We start from the raw sequence: 15,531 nt of genomic DNA, 5'->3' as shown, positions 1-15,531 counted from the left end.
TTAATATCCAAGTCATTACCTTATTTCAAACAGTAGCAGGAGGCATGAATCGTGTCTGAAAAAATATCGACGTCGGCGCTGGCAAAAATGCGTCAGATAGAAGCCAAGCTGTTGTTTGCTGATCTGAAGCGTGCTGGCTACATCGTTCGCCAAGACGAGAAATGGATTTTGACCGAAGAGGGCGCCAAGTTTGGTGGTGAGTATGTCGATCATCCCAAATTTGGACAGTTCATTGTTTGGCCGACTAACTTGCACATCGAGCTTGCTGCGACGTCTGGCAAAACCTACAGCGCAACCCAGTTGGGTGAGAAGCTTAAGCTCAATGCCAAGCGCATGAACCAGCTGTTAAGTGAATTAGGTTGGATCAGTAAATCCGAAGAAGGTTGGAGCTTAACCGAAGCCGGAATCCGCGCTGGTGGGCAGCAGAGAACCGATAAAGAGTCGCAGAATACCTTTGTTGTGTGGCACGACGTAGTGCTGCGTAACAAGCGACTCAAGCAGTCTGTGATTGAGTTTTTAGGACAAGATGCCGAGTCCCATTCCACAGATAAGTCGTTTTCTAGTTTTCGCCAGAAGTTTGAAGCTAAGCACCGCACTTTAGACGGGCATTATGTTCGTTCTAAAGGAGAACTGCTGATCGATAACTGGCTGTATTTGGCAGGAGTAGTGCACGCTTATGAGCGTCAACTGCCGATCGACCAAGACGTGACAAGCGATTTCTACCTACCAGGCGGCAAAGTCTATCTTCAGTTTTGGGGTAGCGACACCGGTGAGATGTTAGAGGCGGAGCGAGAGAAGATTCGTGCTGTGTACGAGCAACATAGCTTTAACCTTATTGAGGTCGAACCGAGTGAGTTAGATAAACTCGATGAGGTATTGCCAAAACGTCTGCGCCAGTTTGGTATTCAAGCTTATTAGACGCACCGCTAGCGGTTGTTTAAATTCCCAAACCTTTCAGTCTCTAAAAACGAAAAAACCCGTGATAACTCACGGGTTTTGTGTATTCAGCGTTTATCTTTGGTTGTTACCCGAAGGATTAGAAACCTTTGATGTTTTCCGCTTCTAGCTCAGAGAAGTACTTAACAGTCTTCACTTTAAGCTCTTGTTGTGAAGGCTCATCACAAACGATCACTGCTTTAGGGTGTAGTTGAAGTGCAGAAACCGTCCATAGGTGGTTTACGCTGCCTTCTACCGCTGCTTGTAGAGCAAGTGCTTTGTTGTGACCAGTTACTAGGATCATCACTTCTTCAGCGTCTAGTAGAGTGCCAACACCGATAGTTAGTGCGTACTTAGGAACTTGGTTGATGTCGCCATCGAAGAAACGAGAGTTCGCGATACGAGTGTCTTCAGTTAGTGTCTTGATGCGAGTGCGAGAAGACAGAGAAGATGCTGGCTCGTTGAATGCGATGTGACCGTCGTTACCTACGCCGCCCATGAATAGATTGATCTTGCCGTAAGACTTGATTTTGTCTTCGTAACGTTGGCATTCCGCTTCGTGATCTTCCGCGTTACCGTTAAGAAGGTTGATGTTCGCTTCTTGGATGTTTACGTGGTTGAAGAAGTTGTTGTACATGAATGAACGGTATGATTCTGGGTGATCCGCAGGGATACCGATGTACTCGTCCATGTTGAAAGTCACAACGTGTTCGAAGCTCACTTCACCTGCTTGGTAAAGTTCGATCAATGCTTTGTAAGTTGCTAGAGGAGTGCCACCAGTAGGTAGACCCAGAACGAACGGACGCTCAGCAGTTGGTTTGAAGTCGTTGATGCGCTTAGCGATGTGTGCTGCTGCCCACTTGCCTACTTGTGCTGCTTGAGCTAACGGGATAAGTCTCATTTTGTGCCCCTAGTTATTGGAATTTAAGATGTCCTGAAACATTAATTCGCATTATAAAATAAGTAATGACGATCTGCTATTGTTTTAGGTCAAAATTTTGCTTTTTCTTTAACCAATGTTGCTTTTCTCAACAGTTTTCACGTTTGCTTCTTGCGATTACCCTCTTATATAGAGTGCGTTAGACTAGTTGATTAGCGTTTAAAATTTATGACTGAAAAAAAGTTTTTTGGCTGAATGAGCGAGCCAAGTTGAACCGAGTTGCGTAGGAGAAAGGGAAGAAAAATGCCGAAGTTATGATCTCACGCAATCTATGGTGTGGCACGGCGTTTCTTCCTTAACCATACTTAAAGTGTGTTTATTGCTGAGGGAATCGCAATGAAAAACGACTTAGACGCAACCAAAGTGCTGCAAGCATACGAATGTGTGATGAATAACGGCACGCCTACCGAGTTTGGCAAGATGTATGAAGGGGTAGAAGCCTTTTCTGATTACGACGGCTATAACGTGTTTCTGAGAGGCAATGGCGTGGAGCTTAAAGTGGGTTTCCACAACACCTATCAGTTGGAGTATGACCAAGAGCATCTTAAAGACAGCTTCTTGAAGAAGGTCGCCATGCTGGCGAAGTGAGTGCTCGCCGGATAAATAGGTTTACTAAAAAATGAAAAAGCCCTTTGGTGAAACACCTCTGGGCTTTTGGAAAAGAAAAATTTTTGCAACTCCACAGAATGAAACACTCTGAGGATTAACCAAGCATTAAGGCTTGGCAGAGTCGGTTAATCGTCTTCTGCTAGGCTCTCTTCTGCGTAGTCATCTGTCGCCTCTGGTTTGTTACGACCATTTAGCGTGTGGAAGCGTTTGCGACCACGAGCTAATTGTGTGTATTTTAACCAAGTGCGCTCGATCTTAGTTTTCGCTTTGCCTGGGTTTTCCAGAACTTTTACGAAGTGTTTCTCTTCGCTGTTCTCAGGTGTCAACTCGCCTGACTCTAGGCCAAGCATAGTATCCCCATAAATTGTTAGGATTTCCTCTTCTGAAAGAGTAAAATCGCCAGACTTTGCAAAGCCGCGTGGGAATTTTACGTTGTCGTAAAAACGTTTTTTGCCATGACGAAATTCAGTGTCAGACATATCAACAGCCTCTGTAACCGTTATTGATGAATGTGATGAATTACGGCGAAAATTAGGCGCAAAGCTAACAAAAGAAAAACAAAATTTTTTTGTCGTCAAGATTTTAATTAGTTGTTAATCTGGTTTTATATTAACCAGGAGATGGTTTATGGATGTAAAGGTCTTTCGAACATTTTTAGAGCTGGCAAAGGTTCGTCACTTCGGACGGGCTGCTGAGAACTTGTACATTACTCAAGCCGCAGTGAGCGCACGCATCAAACAACTCGAAAGTTATTTCGATACGCAGTTGTTTATTCGTGATCGAAATAACATAAAGTTGACCTCCGCAGGTGAGCGTTTAATAGGCTATGCCGAGGTGATGGTGAGCACTTTGCAGCAAGCCAAACTCGAATTATCCCTCGAAGATGGTAAAGCGTTGCAGCTTACTATGGGGGGAACGCCTAACATTTGGGATGCCTACCTGCAGAACTGTTTGAGTGTGGTGACAGACTCCTTTGGTGGTTACGGTTTTATGGCGGAAGTCATGGGACGTGAAATGCTCAGTCGAGGTTTACTAGAGCGCACCCTCGATATGGCATTCGCCTTCGATCAAATCAAAGCGGATGAGCTTAACTGCAAGAAAGTCGCTGACGTGGTGTTGGTGCTGGTGTCTACCGAACAAGATTCTCTTGATACGGTGTTTAACAAGAAATACGTTTACGTTGATTGGGGTACGCGCTTCGCTTCAGAACACGCAGAACGTCACCCGAAAATCCCAGCACCTTACCTTCGCACTTCTACCGCTCGTATCGCGTTAGACTTCGTTTTAGAGAAAGGTGGCAGCGCATACCTACCAGCGTCTCTGGTAGAGCCGTTTATTGCAAGTGGGCAGCTCCACAAGGTGTCTGGCGTAGAAGATTGGTACCGTCCTATCTATTTGAGCTATCGCAAAGCCAGCACGTCTGTAGAAGCGATTAAGCAGGTTGAAGAAATCGTAAAAGAGATTGACCCGTTAACGGCGTACAGCTTGCAACAAATTGCGGACATTCCTGCAGACGAGTAATTTCTGCTTTTGCGATCCAGTGCAAAATTAAACGAAAACCCCTTGGTGTGATGCCAAGGGGTTTTTTGTATGGGTTTCCGGAAATGCCGATATGTTTATAAATAAGTCGCCTTCTTGAAGCGAGAGTTGTGGCACTGTGAAGGTCGTTTTTGCTCCCGTTTATGCCAGTTTCTGACGAAGTGTTTCATCCAATGCGGCTTTGCCTGCGCCAGAGAAAACGAGAGAAACGCTTGCTGCCAGCAGTGCTAGACCAAACTCGTAACCGTTATTCGACATAAACAAACCGTTTTCAAAGTGAACCGAGAAAATGGCGATCACCATGGTGAATGCTAAAGCCACGGCTGCTGGGCGAGTAAGTAGACCAAGCAAGATGAACAAGCCGCCAAAAAACTCTGCACTGCCAGCTAAAAATGCCATCAGCATGCCTGGACCTAAACCAATCGATGCCATCCATTGACCTGTACCTTCAAGACCATAACCGCCAAACCAGCCAAAAAGTTTTTGTGCGCCGTGCGCCATAAAGATGATGCCGACTGGAATGCGAAGAGCGAGTGCGCTGTAACCCGCGTTTGAAGTGGTGATTTTCTGTAGTAGTGCTTTCATGACTTTATCCTTTCTCGAATTTTTCTGATGAGGAGTGGTGACTCCCTTGCTGTTGAAACCAGTGTAGGTAGGAGGAGAGAAAGAAAAAATTGGGGCAATTTGATGTTCTCGTTCGATAAATTCGATGGAACGTTTTTTTATTTTTAAATACATTAACTTAAATTGTTAAAAGTATTTGTTTTTAGTGCTCATACGTGCCGGTTTTGATCAAGGAATTGGTAAAATTTTGAATGACATTCTTTACTTTGGTTGGTCTCTTGGAAGGGCGTCTGTGTACTACGGGCAAAAAAAGAACACAGGGGGCTGTGCTCTTTTGCTTTTACGATTAACAAGGGAGAAAGGAGTTTTTATAGATTCATTAAGCTTTCAAGCGAGTCTTCCACACTATGGTAGTGATAAGTGCGAATATTCACACCATCAGTCGCATTGATTTGAATTTCTGAAATCTCGTTATCAGAGTCGCGTTCGATAATCCCTATCGAGTGCTCGACTGATTTACTGGTAATAACCTTGTGATTTCTAAGTACAATCACGCACGTATGTAAGTCCATGCCAATTCCCTTTAGCCGACGTTGTTGTGTTGTTCTGATCTAACTTTAGTGCACAAATTTACTAATGCCAAAATTTCTCAATATTGAGTTCCGAAAATGGCTAATCTACAGTAACTCCTCGTTCTACAATGAAGTTATACCGATCGAGTGGCGAGCAAGTTACCCACTCGTTAAACACCCACTGTGTACGCAAGGACAGCACTATGCTCATCCACCCACACACATCGTTGACCTTCGAACAATGTCAAAAAGCACGCATGGCACGTGACAGCCGTTTTGATGGGCGCTTTTACATTGCGGTGAAAACCACAGGGATCTTTTGTCGCCCGATCTGCCCAGCCAATTTGCCCAAAGAGGAAAACGTCGAGTACTTCACTGACAAGACGCAAGCTTTGAAGGCAGGTTATCGTCCGTGTTTGCGTTGTCGCCCGGATAGTGCGCCAGGATCATGGGCTTGGAAAGGGGTTGAAACCACATTCCAACGTGCGATCAAAATGATCGATCAAGGTGAGTTACATCATCAGTCCCTTGCAGATCTCTCCGATCGTCTTGGGATCTCGGATCGTTACTTGCGCATGCTGTTCGAGCAATATTTGGGGATGTCACCTAAGCAATATGCGCAGTATCAGCAGTTGATGTTTGCCAAGCAGCTTTTGCATTCGAGTTCGATGTCAGTCACCGAAGTTGGCTTTGCTGCGGGTTTTAACAGCACTCGACGTTTCAATGATGCGTTCCAAAAGATCCTTCAACTAACGCCTTCTCAAGTGCGCAGAAAGGAGTTTGATGGCGTGGGGACGAATCGAATCGTGCTACCTTATCGCGGAGCTTTGAACTGGCAACACATGCTCGACTTTTACCGTCTGCGTGCGATTGAAGGAATGGAGCAAGTCACACAAGATGCTTACCAGCGCAATGTTCTACTTGATGATTGCCATGCACGATTTAAGGTCACTCAAGGGGACGGTTACCTTGAGATGGAGTTCGATATTGAAGACGTCACTAAATTGCAGAATTTGGTGTCTGGAGTGCGTCGCATGTTCGACCTTGATGCGGATATTTGCACGGTGGAGCAGCACCTTAATTACATCGCGCCAGGGTTGGTGAAAACCCAAGGGATTCGCATTCCGGGCGTCTGGAGTGCGTGGGAAGCCGGTGTACGCGCTGTGTTGGGGCAGCAAGTGTCGGTCAAAGCGGCTATCGGACAACTTAATTTGTTGGTAGAAACGCTCAGTAACGATCAGCAAGCGCGCTACTTTCCAACGCCAGAAGCCATTGCGAATGCCGATGTTAGCTTCTTGCGTATGCCGCAAAGCCGTAAAGACACACTCGTGCGATTTGCTCAGTACATGCAGCAAAACCCAGAAGCCGATCCGCAGCAATGGCTGGAATTAAAGGGCATTGGTCCGTGGACGGTGAGCTATGCGCAACTGCGTGGTCAGTCTCAGCCCGATTGTTTTTTAGATAAAGACTTGGTGGTGAAGAAAGCCATGCCAAACTATCCGTCATTGAATGCTCATACTGCGTCGCCTTGGGGCAGTTACGCGACTTTTCACTTATGGAATCAATCATGAAATCACTTTATACGGTAATGCCAAGTCCGTTAGGCGCTGTGACCATTCAAGCTAACGATCAAGGTTTGCTGGGAATTTGGTTTGAAACGTGTACCACCAAACCAGACGAGTTGGGTGAGCGTGATGATCAACATGCAGTGCTCAGCCAGACTGTTACTCAATTGGAAGAATACTTTGCTGGGCTGCGTAACGAATTCGACTTGCCCCTTGCAGCGACAGGTACGGCTTTCCAAACTCAAGTTTGGGATGCGCTAACGACTATTCCTTACGGTGAGACATGGAGCTACCAAGACTTGGCAAATGCCATCGGTAATCCGAAAGCGGTACGTGCGGTGGGGCTGGCGAATGGTAAAAATCCAATCTCGATTGTGGTGCCGTGCCATCGTGTGATCGGCAAAAGTGGCAAGCTTACGGGCTATGCAGGCGGGGTAGAGCGAAAGCAACGATTACTCGCATTGGAGAAGGGCACGCCACTTTAAGTGAGACCATTCTCAGAATCCGGCAAGGTTTATCTTATTTGGCTAAATTTTGTGTAGGGTTGTTGTGCTAATAAACAATCCAGAGCAATGAAAAAGGATAATAAGGATATGTCTTTCAATACGGATTTTGATGCATTCATAAACCAAAGCTGGCAGCAACATGAAGCGCAGCCACAACAAACATACAATCAATTAGAACAAGCGCTTAGCGAGGTGGAAGACACTAACCATGCTGAGCGCATCTTACCCTTGATGTTGCACACATCCATTGGTCATCTGCACGACCCAAGCCAGTTTCTCTCCAGTTTAGATAAGCTCGAAAATGGCGTAGCGACTCAGTGTCTAGCGCGTCAGAGAGCCAAAGCCGTTGCACAGTACTTCGTTGATCAAAATACAGACCCGATTACGGATCTAGATGATGTCGATCAGCGTCGCGTGTTTGCTCAAATTGCTAACGAGCTGTCAGCAATGAATGAACTAGAGCAAGCGAGCACGTGGTTAGCAAAAGCTGCCAACGGTATAGATTCAGATCAAGCTGCCGAGCCTTTAGCGCGTTCAATTGCCATTACGGGTAACAACCTTGCCTGCCAATATGAAGAGCTTGAAACCCGCTCTGAGGTGCAAGTAGAACACATGCTAGAGGCTGCTACATTGGCGCTGGAGTATTGGAAGGTAGCGGGAGGTTGGATGCAAGAAGAGCGCGCAGAATATCGCTTAGCCATGAGTTTGCTCAAAGCAGGAAACCCACTCAAAGCCAAAGTGCACGCTGATCGCTGTGAAGCAATCTGTCGACAAAATGGAGAGGACGCTTTTGAGCTTTTCTACGCGCATGATTTGTTGATGTTGGTGCACTATCACTTAAGCCAAGCGAGTAAGCAAAAACTGACTGCGGATGACCAGAAGTATTGTGAGAACTCACCATTGGCGTAGCTAGAATACGTGAGAATAGAAAGTAGCAAATAACGGCTTGAACCTGATAACAAAAAGGCAGTTAAGCCCACTCAATTGGGATTAACTGCCTTCTGTTTTCTACTATGCCCAAGCGACTTCAAACGCAGGTTTCAAATCAAGTGATTTTCACTTAACTAAGCATCCGAGGTGACCTAGGTATACAAGGAATTAGTTGCCTTGATTTTGGCTTTGAAGCTTCTCTTTTGCTTCTTCAACTTTTGAGAAATCCAATCCCAACTCATCCACCGCTTCTTTGATTAGCACTGGGTTTTGCATCACTTGCGCCATCAGCATTTGTAGTTTGTCTTGTGGTAGACCTAGCTGGCTGATTGTTGCCATTGCCGCAAGAGGGTTTTGGGTCAGAGTCTGAAAAATCTCGTTGATTTGTTCGTCGCTGATATTGTTCTCTTTCAACAGCGCAATAATCGGGTTCATCGCATTTCCTTTTAATCACAGAATGAAATAGAACCTGAGTTTATCATTTGGCTGGGTTTGGTTGAACTAAGAACTGCTCGCGAAAGCATTTGTTGGTTCTACCGCGCGTTTCCGGTAATTGAATAACATGCTCAAGCTGATCACCGCGGTGAGAGACTCTGCGAAGAGAATGCTTGCCCAAATACCGTTGTGCGGGAAGAACTTAGGCAGTATCAAAACACCCAACGCAACAAAAACAAACCCTCGGCTCAATGAAATGAGTGTTGCTTGCTTTGGTTTGGCAATGGCTTGGAACAAATTAGCAATCACCATGTTTAACCCCATCAAAGGCACGCCGAAGAAGTAGAAGGTGAGTGCAGTCGCGGCAAGTGGGATCAAGTCGTTGCTGTTACCTAAGTACACCGATGCAATCATGGGCGCCAATAACCAAATCCCCATTAGGAAGACGGTGCCGCTACCAATTGCCGTTTTTAACCCTAGTTTTAAGATCTCATCAATGCGCTCTGGGCGAGCTGCGCCGTGGTTAAAGCTGATGATTGGCTGACACGCTTGCGCGATGCCGACCATGACAAAGAGGGCGAACACACCGACGTTCGTAGTCAAGCCGTAGGCAATGATATGACTCTCACCAAATTGAGTCAGTAAGACATAATTAAACAAAACAATGGTCATTGCAGACGTGACTTCGATAAAGAATGTCGGTGTACCGATGCTTAAAATCTCTTTGGTTTTGCTGAATCCGATGCCTTTTAAGCTCAGTACCAAAGCGCCTTTCTTTTGCACAAAGTGAGTCAACAAAATCAGTGCGATGACAGCTTGAGCTATGGCGGTGCCGTAAGCCGCCCCTTTCATCCCCATGTTCATCTCGATGATAAATAGGTAATCAAATGCAAGATTAGTAATGGCACCAATCGACATGGCATAGGTTGCCAATTTGGGGTTGGTGTCGTTACGCACAAAGCAAGACAGTACCCAAGCGAGGGAATAGAGAGTAAAAAACGGCAACAGTACAACAAGGTAATCATGAGCAAGCTGAGCCAAGTTGCCTGAAGCGCCCATCAAGGCAATCAATTCATCTAACCAAATGAGAGCGAGCGTCACCGTGATAGTGGATAGCAAAGTGGTAATCAACATGGATTGGCTAAACCACATCTGGCTGGACTCGGAGTTGCCTTTACCAATTTCGATCGACATTTTTGCGGCGCCACCAATGCCAACCATCATGGCGATGGCAGTAAAAATCGAAAACGGTGGGATGACTAAGGCAATAGCACCAAGTCCATCGGGACCAACACCCAAACCGATAAATAACGCATCGCCCATGATGAACAAAGATTTGATCACCATGCCAGTGAGAGCAGGCCACAGGTACTGATAAAAGGATTTTGAAATGGGATCAGTTTTTAGATTGATAGCCATGGAATAGAAAAATACCCGAATGTGGTGGATTTATGTTCGGGTATTATCAGTACATTCAAGCGTGGCGAAAAGGGATTATCCGCCCATTATATTGCACTATCTAAACATCGTAGACGAAATTCCGCTGGTGTTTCTCCTTTTTGTTTTCGATAGAAGCGGCTGAAATAGGCAGGGTCATCAAAGCCTAATTCAAATGCTATGGTCTTGACGGTTTTCGTCGAAAACACCAGTTCTCGGTTGGCTTCTAATATGATTCGGTCATGAATCAGTTGCGTGACCGTCTTGCCTCTGTCGGCTTTCACTAACTCGTTTAGACGTTTGCTGGTGAGAGCTAAGGCATCGGAGTAGAACTGGCATTTCTTTTGTTCGCGATAATGCAGCTCAATTAATTCGGTCAACTGTACGATGCGAGCGTCTTTCTGCTCACCTTTTTGAGATGGTGTTTTAGCGAAGCGCAATGCATAGCGTAGAAAGCTGTTGATGAGTGATTCGACAAGATCCCAATCACAATCCTCTCTTTCACATTCTTCTTTGATTAGGGTGTAAATTGATTCTAGGTAGGGAAAACTCTCTTCGCTACAATCGAGGTACGGCGGTCGATCAATCGTAGAAAATACGCTATTCACCAACTGCGTGCTGCGTGGATTGGTTTCAGCAAAGCCGGGACGGAATATCAACATGCGAATGTTTTTACCCATGAACTCGGAATGGTGAACCTGCCCTGGTGAAATGGTAAATAAGCGACCAAGGCGGTTTTGGTATTCGACGAAATCGATGCTCTGCGTTCCGCTATTATCCAAGCACCAGACAATCTCCCAGTACTCGTGGCGATGTGGCTCGATGTATGGGTCTTCTTGGATGTCTGAAAATTCAAGCGCTCGACATGGTTCACCTAAAATGAGTCGCACTTGTCGAATTGGCGAAATCATATTGCTCATGAGGGCATTCAATAGCTCTTGGGGATGAGGATTTCATCATTATGAATCGAATAACCAAGGTTGTGCACGGAAATTTTTGTCCTCAGTAGCCGGTGAGTTCCATATAACCAGTCCCAGAATGAGAGCCATCAATACGCACCGGGCCTTCCCAATAAGGCACTGAAAGCGGCATTTTCGCGTTCGGGTTGAGTGCAGAAACGGTTAGCTCGATTTGCTGCTTAGGAATCGACACTTGCCACTGGGTTGGATACTTTCGCCCTTGGATTTCTGTTTGATTGGTTGCCTCTAACTGAATGTCTTTTTGTGGGATAGCGATGCCAGAACCATCTTGCTGCATCAGCCTTGCGCTGGAGTAACTGGCTTGACCGGTTTTGGAATCTCGCAATTGGAACACCACCAAGCTGGTGTCGTCACTCAACCTTAGGGCAAACCAGTCCCAGCCTTGTTGTGAGTCGAGTAAGAATTGCGAGCTCCACTCTCGGTCTATCCAACCTTTGCCCGACACTTGATGGATTTCGCCGTCGATAGTGACTTCACCGGAAACATCAATAAATGGTTGGCTGTAGTAATACGAAGCCACCTGTCCATCGGCACTTTTGGTGCTGTAACCTTGCTCGCCTTGCTTTTGATAAGGTGCGCTGCTGGTAAGCGTCAGCGAATAGCCAAACTGTTCCGAGTTCGCCTTCAATGTTGCAGGGAAGAGATCGGTGGTTGAAGAAGTCCACTGCCAATCATCGAGATAAACCCGAAATGGTGAAGTGTCGACGCCGGCTAGAGAGGCTTGATCGCGTGACCATTTTTCATCGGCGTAGTGTTTGTCGGTTGTGGTGACCGCGCTGTGTGCCATGAAGATTTGCTGAGTCTGCCATTCGGTTTTCTTCACGTCATCTTCGCCCTTTGGCGGTGGCGGCGCAGCAGCAAAGCGAAATTGTGTCCATTGGACGCCAAGTGGGTTGCTGTCTTCATCAATTAAGTTAGCGGTTAAGTACCACCATTCATGACGAAAATTCGGGTGCGCTTGATGGTCTGCTGGGAAGGTGAGTTCAACCCCTTTTTCCACGGGTGTGAATGGGTTGCTCTCACTTTGCGTATCTCCACTGCCCAGCAATGCGCCCATATTTTGTGTGCTCATATTTTTTTGTTGGGGATCTTCACATCCAAATAGGAACAGACTACCTATGAACAGAGTAAGTTTGCTTGCTAATCGAACCATCACAACACCTCGCTTTGCAAACTGGACACGACAGGCTTGCTGACTAATCGCCACAGCGGAATCAAGGTCGCAATCACTGCCACCAAGATGGTGATCGCCGCAATGCTGAGGGCATCACTCCAATTCCACAGATAATTTAAGCTCCAACCAAAAGCGCGCAAGGTGACGATGTCTGTCAGCACGTAACCCACCATCGCACCGAGGGGCAGGGCGATAACCAGAGTAAAACTGACCAAAGCAACGATCTGTCCGACTACCATGGTCATTAATTTACGACGGCTGACGCCAAGTGCATACAGCCTTGCAATGGCGGCTTTGCGCGCGTCGAGTAACATAAAACAAGCACTGAACAAGCCAATCACTGCGACCATCAACGTCACGCCGTTGAGTGCGCGTGTAATGGCGAAGGTCTGCGAGAAAATATCCAACGCGATGGATTTGATTTGCGCCTGATCGTAGAGCTGACTTGGATGCAGATTCAGTTGCTCGCGCAGTTGGTCGTATACGATTTGTGGGTCACTAGATACTTTAATGCCAAGGCTTGTTGGCAGGTCGGTAAAGCCACTCTCTTGCCATAATTTGGGTGCCAATAACACTTCACCATTGGGTGAACCGTAATCGTGAAATATCGCCCCCACAAGCAGGTTCTTACTTGGAACGGCATCAAGCGTGATCTCGCTACCCAGTGATAAACCCAGTTTGACCGCGGTTGGTTCACTGATGGCGACTAATTCACCTTGGTAAAAACGTGACCAGAAGTTCTCCAAATGCGATTTGAACACCATGGTTTGCTCTAAGGTGTCTTTGTCTTTGGTACCAAGCAAAATCGGTAAGCCTTGCAGGTTATCGTCGACGTAGTATTGCTTGTAGACGGTCTCAACCTTGTCGAACTGTCCTAATGCGCGCTCTACATCTGCGATTTCCCCTTGGGCAGGGCTGACGTAAATATCGGCGTGCAACCTTTGTTCTAACCACTGTTTTAGGGTGGATTCAAAGCTGCCCACTAAGGTGTTCATCCCCATATTGGCAGTAACGGCGAGCAGCAGTGCCATCATGGCGAGAGAAAGCGGAGAAATCAGCTCGCGCAACTCAGCAAACAGATACTGCATCAAACCAGAAGTGGTGCGCTTTTCACACCAATTGGCTAATACGCTGAGTGTTTTGGGCAAGTACAAAGGAATCGACACTACAAGCACGCCGAGCCACGCCATAGTGAAGCGGTGATGCCCACTCAGCCATAACCCTGCAAGTGCGAGAGCCGTCAACGCAGCACCTATCAAGAACAATTGGTTTTCGTTAGAGGCTTCAGGTGCTTGATAAAATCCGCCATGAGAGGAAAGCGGCTGGCGCACTCGTTGTTTAAAATGCTGCCAACATGCTAATAGGGTGGCGGCTAATGTGAGCAGCAGGGCTTGCGCCCACCATTGCCATTGCCAAGTGCCGGGCAGCAGTGTCGCACCATAAAGTTGTTCTAGAGTCAGTGCTACGGTCGGATGCAACCAATGGCTGAGCTGCATGCCCAATACAAAACCCAGCGAAGCACCGATGGTAACGAGAATAGTGAGTTCAACCAACAGCGCAGAGAACACAATGCTCGGCGCAACACCTGCCTGTTGGATTTGTACTAACAGACGATTGCGTTTCAGCAAGCTGTATTTTACGCCGTTGTAGGCAATGAACAGCCCGACTAAAAAGGCAAGTAAGCTCATTGCTGTGAGATTGAGGTGAAAGCTGTCGGTCAGCGAGCCAAGGTCTGTGCTTTGATTGTTGGAAATCCATTGCCCTTGATCGCCAATCAGCTTCTGCCAATTTGCTTGCGTGTCTTTATTCCCTTTATCACCCGAATGGAAAACCGCAATGTAACTGAGCTGTCCTTGTTTATTGAGCAGTTGCTGGGCAAAACCAATGTCCATCAACATTCGGCTACCTAACTGCCATTCGTCGGGTAGCACCACCACTTGGGTTGGAATGTCGTCCAGAGTTAGGGTTTCTACCTCTCCTAAGTTTTGATGTTGAGATTGACTCATCATCACGATTGGCTTGCCGGCTAAAAGCTCAGGCAAAGGTAAAGCACTGTCGAACAAAGAGACGTTCTGTTGGTTTTCTGCTGACTTTCCGTTTGCAGAATACCGAGAACGTGAAGAGATAGCGGCAATCAACTCGCTGCCTTGTACTGACCAGCGACGCCCTTGTTCATCTCTCACTCGCCCTTCGATTACAGGTAGTGCTGCACTGAGCCCGTTTTGTCTAAGGGTGAAGTAGAGCGATTCAGGCAGATAGTTTTGCCCTGCTGGTGGAATAATTAAGTTCTGAGCTTGTGCGCTAAGCTGCTCGGTAGACTCTGCATAACTGCGCTTGGCATTGAGGTTGATGGCTTGTACCGCAACAAACAAGGTCACAGCCAACACGATACCGATCAGAATCGCAGCGGCTTGCAGTGGTGCCTGCCGATAGTGCGCCGCAAACAGATTCAGGGCGAGTCGAGTATGCGTGAATCTGGTGTTTTGGAGCTTAACTTGCTTCATGGTGAAGCTCATGTTTGTTTACTTGATGACTGTTCTGTAGCTGATTATTATCCAATCGCAGCCGTGTTTTCATAAACTCAGCGCAGTCAGGACTGTGGGTGACTAACAGCACTGCCGTATTGCCTTGGGTGGTGATTTCACTCAGTAGTTTCATCACTTCCAAGCCGGCTTTTTGGTCGAGGTTACCTGTGGGTTCATCAGCAAGCAGCAGTTTAGGTTTGTGGGCTAATGCGCGCGCAATCGCAACTCGTTGTTGTTGACCACCAGAAAGGGCAGAAACATGTCTATCGAGCAGTTGGCTGATGCCCAGAGTCTCGACCAAGTAATCGCACCAGTCGTTCCATTTCTGTTGATTCAAATGCAGAGGGAAGGCGATGTTTTGCTGCACGTTGAGCGGCGTTAACAGATTGAATTGCTGGAAGATAACACCGAGCTTTTGGTGTCGAAATCGGCTCCATTGTGGGGCTTTCCAAGCCGTCGTGTTATCGCCATCTAACCACAACTCACCTTCGGAAAGCGGCTCAAAGCCAGCGATGATATTGAGTAGGGTACTTTTGCCGCTACCACTGGCGCCCGTCAGCGCAACACTCGCTCCTGTGTTCAACGTAAAGTCGACGCCTTCCAACACGCGATGTGTCTCTTTACCATCGACAAAGCTTTTACTCGCATGTTTAAGTGTGACAAGTGGGCTTTCCATTTCCTCTCCTTGTGTTCAAAGGTGTCGTTTCTTTTGGCAATGGTTATTACAGTAAGTTCTATAGAAACTTTAGACAACAATAAGATAAAAACAGCGATTTACATCGATTTCTTAATAACTTGTACTGAAAAGAAGAGGGATTA

General features: G+C 46.7%; 16 protein-coding genes. 6 read left to right on the top strand and 10 right to left on the bottom strand.

Going from position 1 to position 15,531, the window contains the following annotated elements:
* Positions 1-51: 51 nt before the first annotated feature.
* On the top strand, positions 52-918 hold the full coding sequence (locus tag AACR11_RS25765; RefSeq protein ID WP_029790532.1) for a glycerol kinase: 867 nt from the start codon (positions 52-54) through the stop codon (positions 916-918).
* A gap of 118 nt (positions 919-1,036) precedes the next feature.
* Here the strand turns inward: AACR11_RS25765 and nagB are convergent, their stop codons facing one another.
* Positions 1,037-1,837: a glucosamine-6-phosphate deaminase gene (nagB, locus tag AACR11_RS25760; protein WP_005448902.1), complete on the bottom strand. Its 801-nt coding sequence runs from the start codon at positions 1,835-1,837 to the stop codon at positions 1,037-1,039.
* A gap of 375 nt (positions 1,838-2,212) precedes the next feature.
* Here nagB and AACR11_RS25755 point away from each other — a divergent pair, with 375 nt between their 5' ends.
* Positions 2,213-2,464 carry a DUF3081 domain-containing protein gene (locus AACR11_RS25755; protein WP_009706732.1) on the top strand — a complete coding sequence of 84 codons (252 nt, stop codon included), beginning with the start codon at positions 2,213-2,215 and terminating at the stop codon, positions 2,462-2,464.
* A 146-nt stretch (positions 2,465-2,610) separates the two neighbouring features.
* Here AACR11_RS25755 and AACR11_RS25750 read toward each other — a convergent pair whose 3' ends face one another.
* Positions 2,611-2,964: a DUF413 domain-containing protein gene (locus tag AACR11_RS25750; RefSeq protein WP_009696586.1), complete on the bottom strand. Its 354-nt coding sequence runs from the start codon at positions 2,962-2,964 to the stop codon at positions 2,611-2,613.
* Between the two features lie 148 nt (positions 2,965-3,112).
* Here AACR11_RS25750 and AACR11_RS25745 point away from each other — a divergent pair, with 148 nt between their 5' ends.
* The gene (locus AACR11_RS25745) at positions 3,113-4,006 is read left to right on the top strand and encodes a LysR family transcriptional regulator (RefSeq protein WP_029790533.1); all 894 of its coding nucleotides are present in this window, start codon (positions 3,113-3,115) and stop codon (positions 4,004-4,006) included.
* A gap of 159 nt (positions 4,007-4,165) precedes the next feature.
* On the opposite strand, the gene AACR11_RS25740 is transcribed toward AACR11_RS25745, so the two are convergent.
* Together AACR11_RS25740 and AACR11_RS25735 are read right to left on the bottom strand one after the other, a co-directional pair.
* Positions 4,166-4,609 carry a DoxX family protein gene (locus AACR11_RS25740; RefSeq protein WP_029790534.1) on the bottom strand — a complete coding sequence of 148 codons (444 nt, stop codon included), beginning with the start codon at positions 4,607-4,609 and terminating at the stop codon, positions 4,166-4,168.
* A 347-nt stretch (positions 4,610-4,956) separates the two neighbouring features.
* Positions 4,957-5,160, bottom strand: coding sequence for a hypothetical protein (locus AACR11_RS25735; protein ID WP_009706735.1), 204 nt, complete (start codon positions 5,158-5,160; stop codon positions 4,957-4,959).
* A 203-nt stretch (positions 5,161-5,363) separates the two neighbouring features.
* Here AACR11_RS25735 and AACR11_RS25730 point away from each other — a divergent pair, with 203 nt between their 5' ends.
* The 3 genes from AACR11_RS25730 (at position 5,364) to AACR11_RS25720 (ending at position 8,140) form a co-directional block, all read left to right on the top strand.
* On the top strand, positions 5,364-6,731 hold the full coding sequence (locus AACR11_RS25730; protein ID WP_029790535.1) for a DNA-3-methyladenine glycosylase 2 family protein: 1,368 nt from the start codon (positions 5,364-5,366) through the stop codon (positions 6,729-6,731).
* Positions 6,728-7,210 (top strand): methylated-DNA--[protein]-cysteine S-methyltransferase, encoded by a 483-nt coding sequence (locus tag AACR11_RS25725; RefSeq protein ID WP_009696589.1) that lies wholly within the window; start codon positions 6,728-6,730, stop codon positions 7,208-7,210. The genes AACR11_RS25730 and AACR11_RS25725 overlap by 4 nt, the downstream gene beginning before the upstream one ends.
* 108 nt (positions 7,211-7,318) lie before the next feature.
* Positions 7,319-8,140, top strand: coding sequence for a hypothetical protein (locus AACR11_RS25720; protein WP_029790537.1), 822 nt, complete (start codon positions 7,319-7,321; stop codon positions 8,138-8,140).
* A gap of 189 nt (positions 8,141-8,329) precedes the next feature.
* Here AACR11_RS25720 and AACR11_RS25715 read toward each other — a convergent pair whose 3' ends face one another.
* The 6 genes from AACR11_RS25715 to AACR11_RS25690 form a co-directional block, all read right to left on the bottom strand.
* The gene (locus AACR11_RS25715; protein ID WP_005448923.1) at positions 8,330-8,596 is read right to left on the bottom strand and encodes a DUF2999 family protein; all 267 of its coding nucleotides are present in this window, start codon (positions 8,594-8,596) and stop codon (positions 8,330-8,332) included.
* Positions 8,597-8,662: 66 nt separating this feature from the next.
* Positions 8,663-10,015 carry an MATE family efflux transporter gene (locus AACR11_RS25710; protein WP_061066048.1) on the bottom strand — a complete coding sequence of 451 codons (1,353 nt, stop codon included), beginning with the start codon at positions 10,013-10,015 and terminating at the stop codon, positions 8,663-8,665.
* Between the two features lie 86 nt (positions 10,016-10,101).
* Entirely contained in the window at positions 10,102-10,953 is an 852-nt protein-coding gene (locus AACR11_RS25705) for a helix-turn-helix domain-containing protein (protein WP_017189758.1), read from the bottom strand.
* A gap of 82 nt (positions 10,954-11,035) precedes the next feature.
* Positions 11,036-12,166: a lipocalin-like domain-containing protein gene (locus tag AACR11_RS25700; protein WP_029790540.1), complete on the bottom strand. Its 1,131-nt coding sequence runs from the start codon at positions 12,164-12,166 to the stop codon at positions 11,036-11,038.
* Complete coding sequence (locus tag AACR11_RS25695) at positions 12,166-14,691, bottom strand: ABC transporter permease (protein ID WP_079325246.1); 2,526 nt, start codon at positions 14,689-14,691, stop codon at positions 12,166-12,168. Before AACR11_RS25695 ends, AACR11_RS25700 begins: the two co-directional genes overlap by 1 nt.
* Entirely contained in the window at positions 14,678-15,388 is a 711-nt protein-coding gene (locus AACR11_RS25690; protein WP_029790542.1) for an ABC transporter ATP-binding protein, read from the bottom strand. Before AACR11_RS25690 ends, AACR11_RS25695 begins: the two co-directional genes overlap by 14 nt.
* Positions 15,389-15,531 lie beyond the last annotated feature (143 nt).

The organism is Vibrio sp. L85 (genome assembly GCF_963871815.1).
In the GTDB taxonomy this organism is placed as follows: Bacteria; Pseudomonadota; Gammaproteobacteria; order Enterobacterales; family Vibrionaceae; genus Vibrio; species Vibrio harveyi.
The sequence above is the reverse complement of the archived record's forward strand: the minus strand, read 5'-3'. Positions and strand labels throughout refer to the sequence as shown.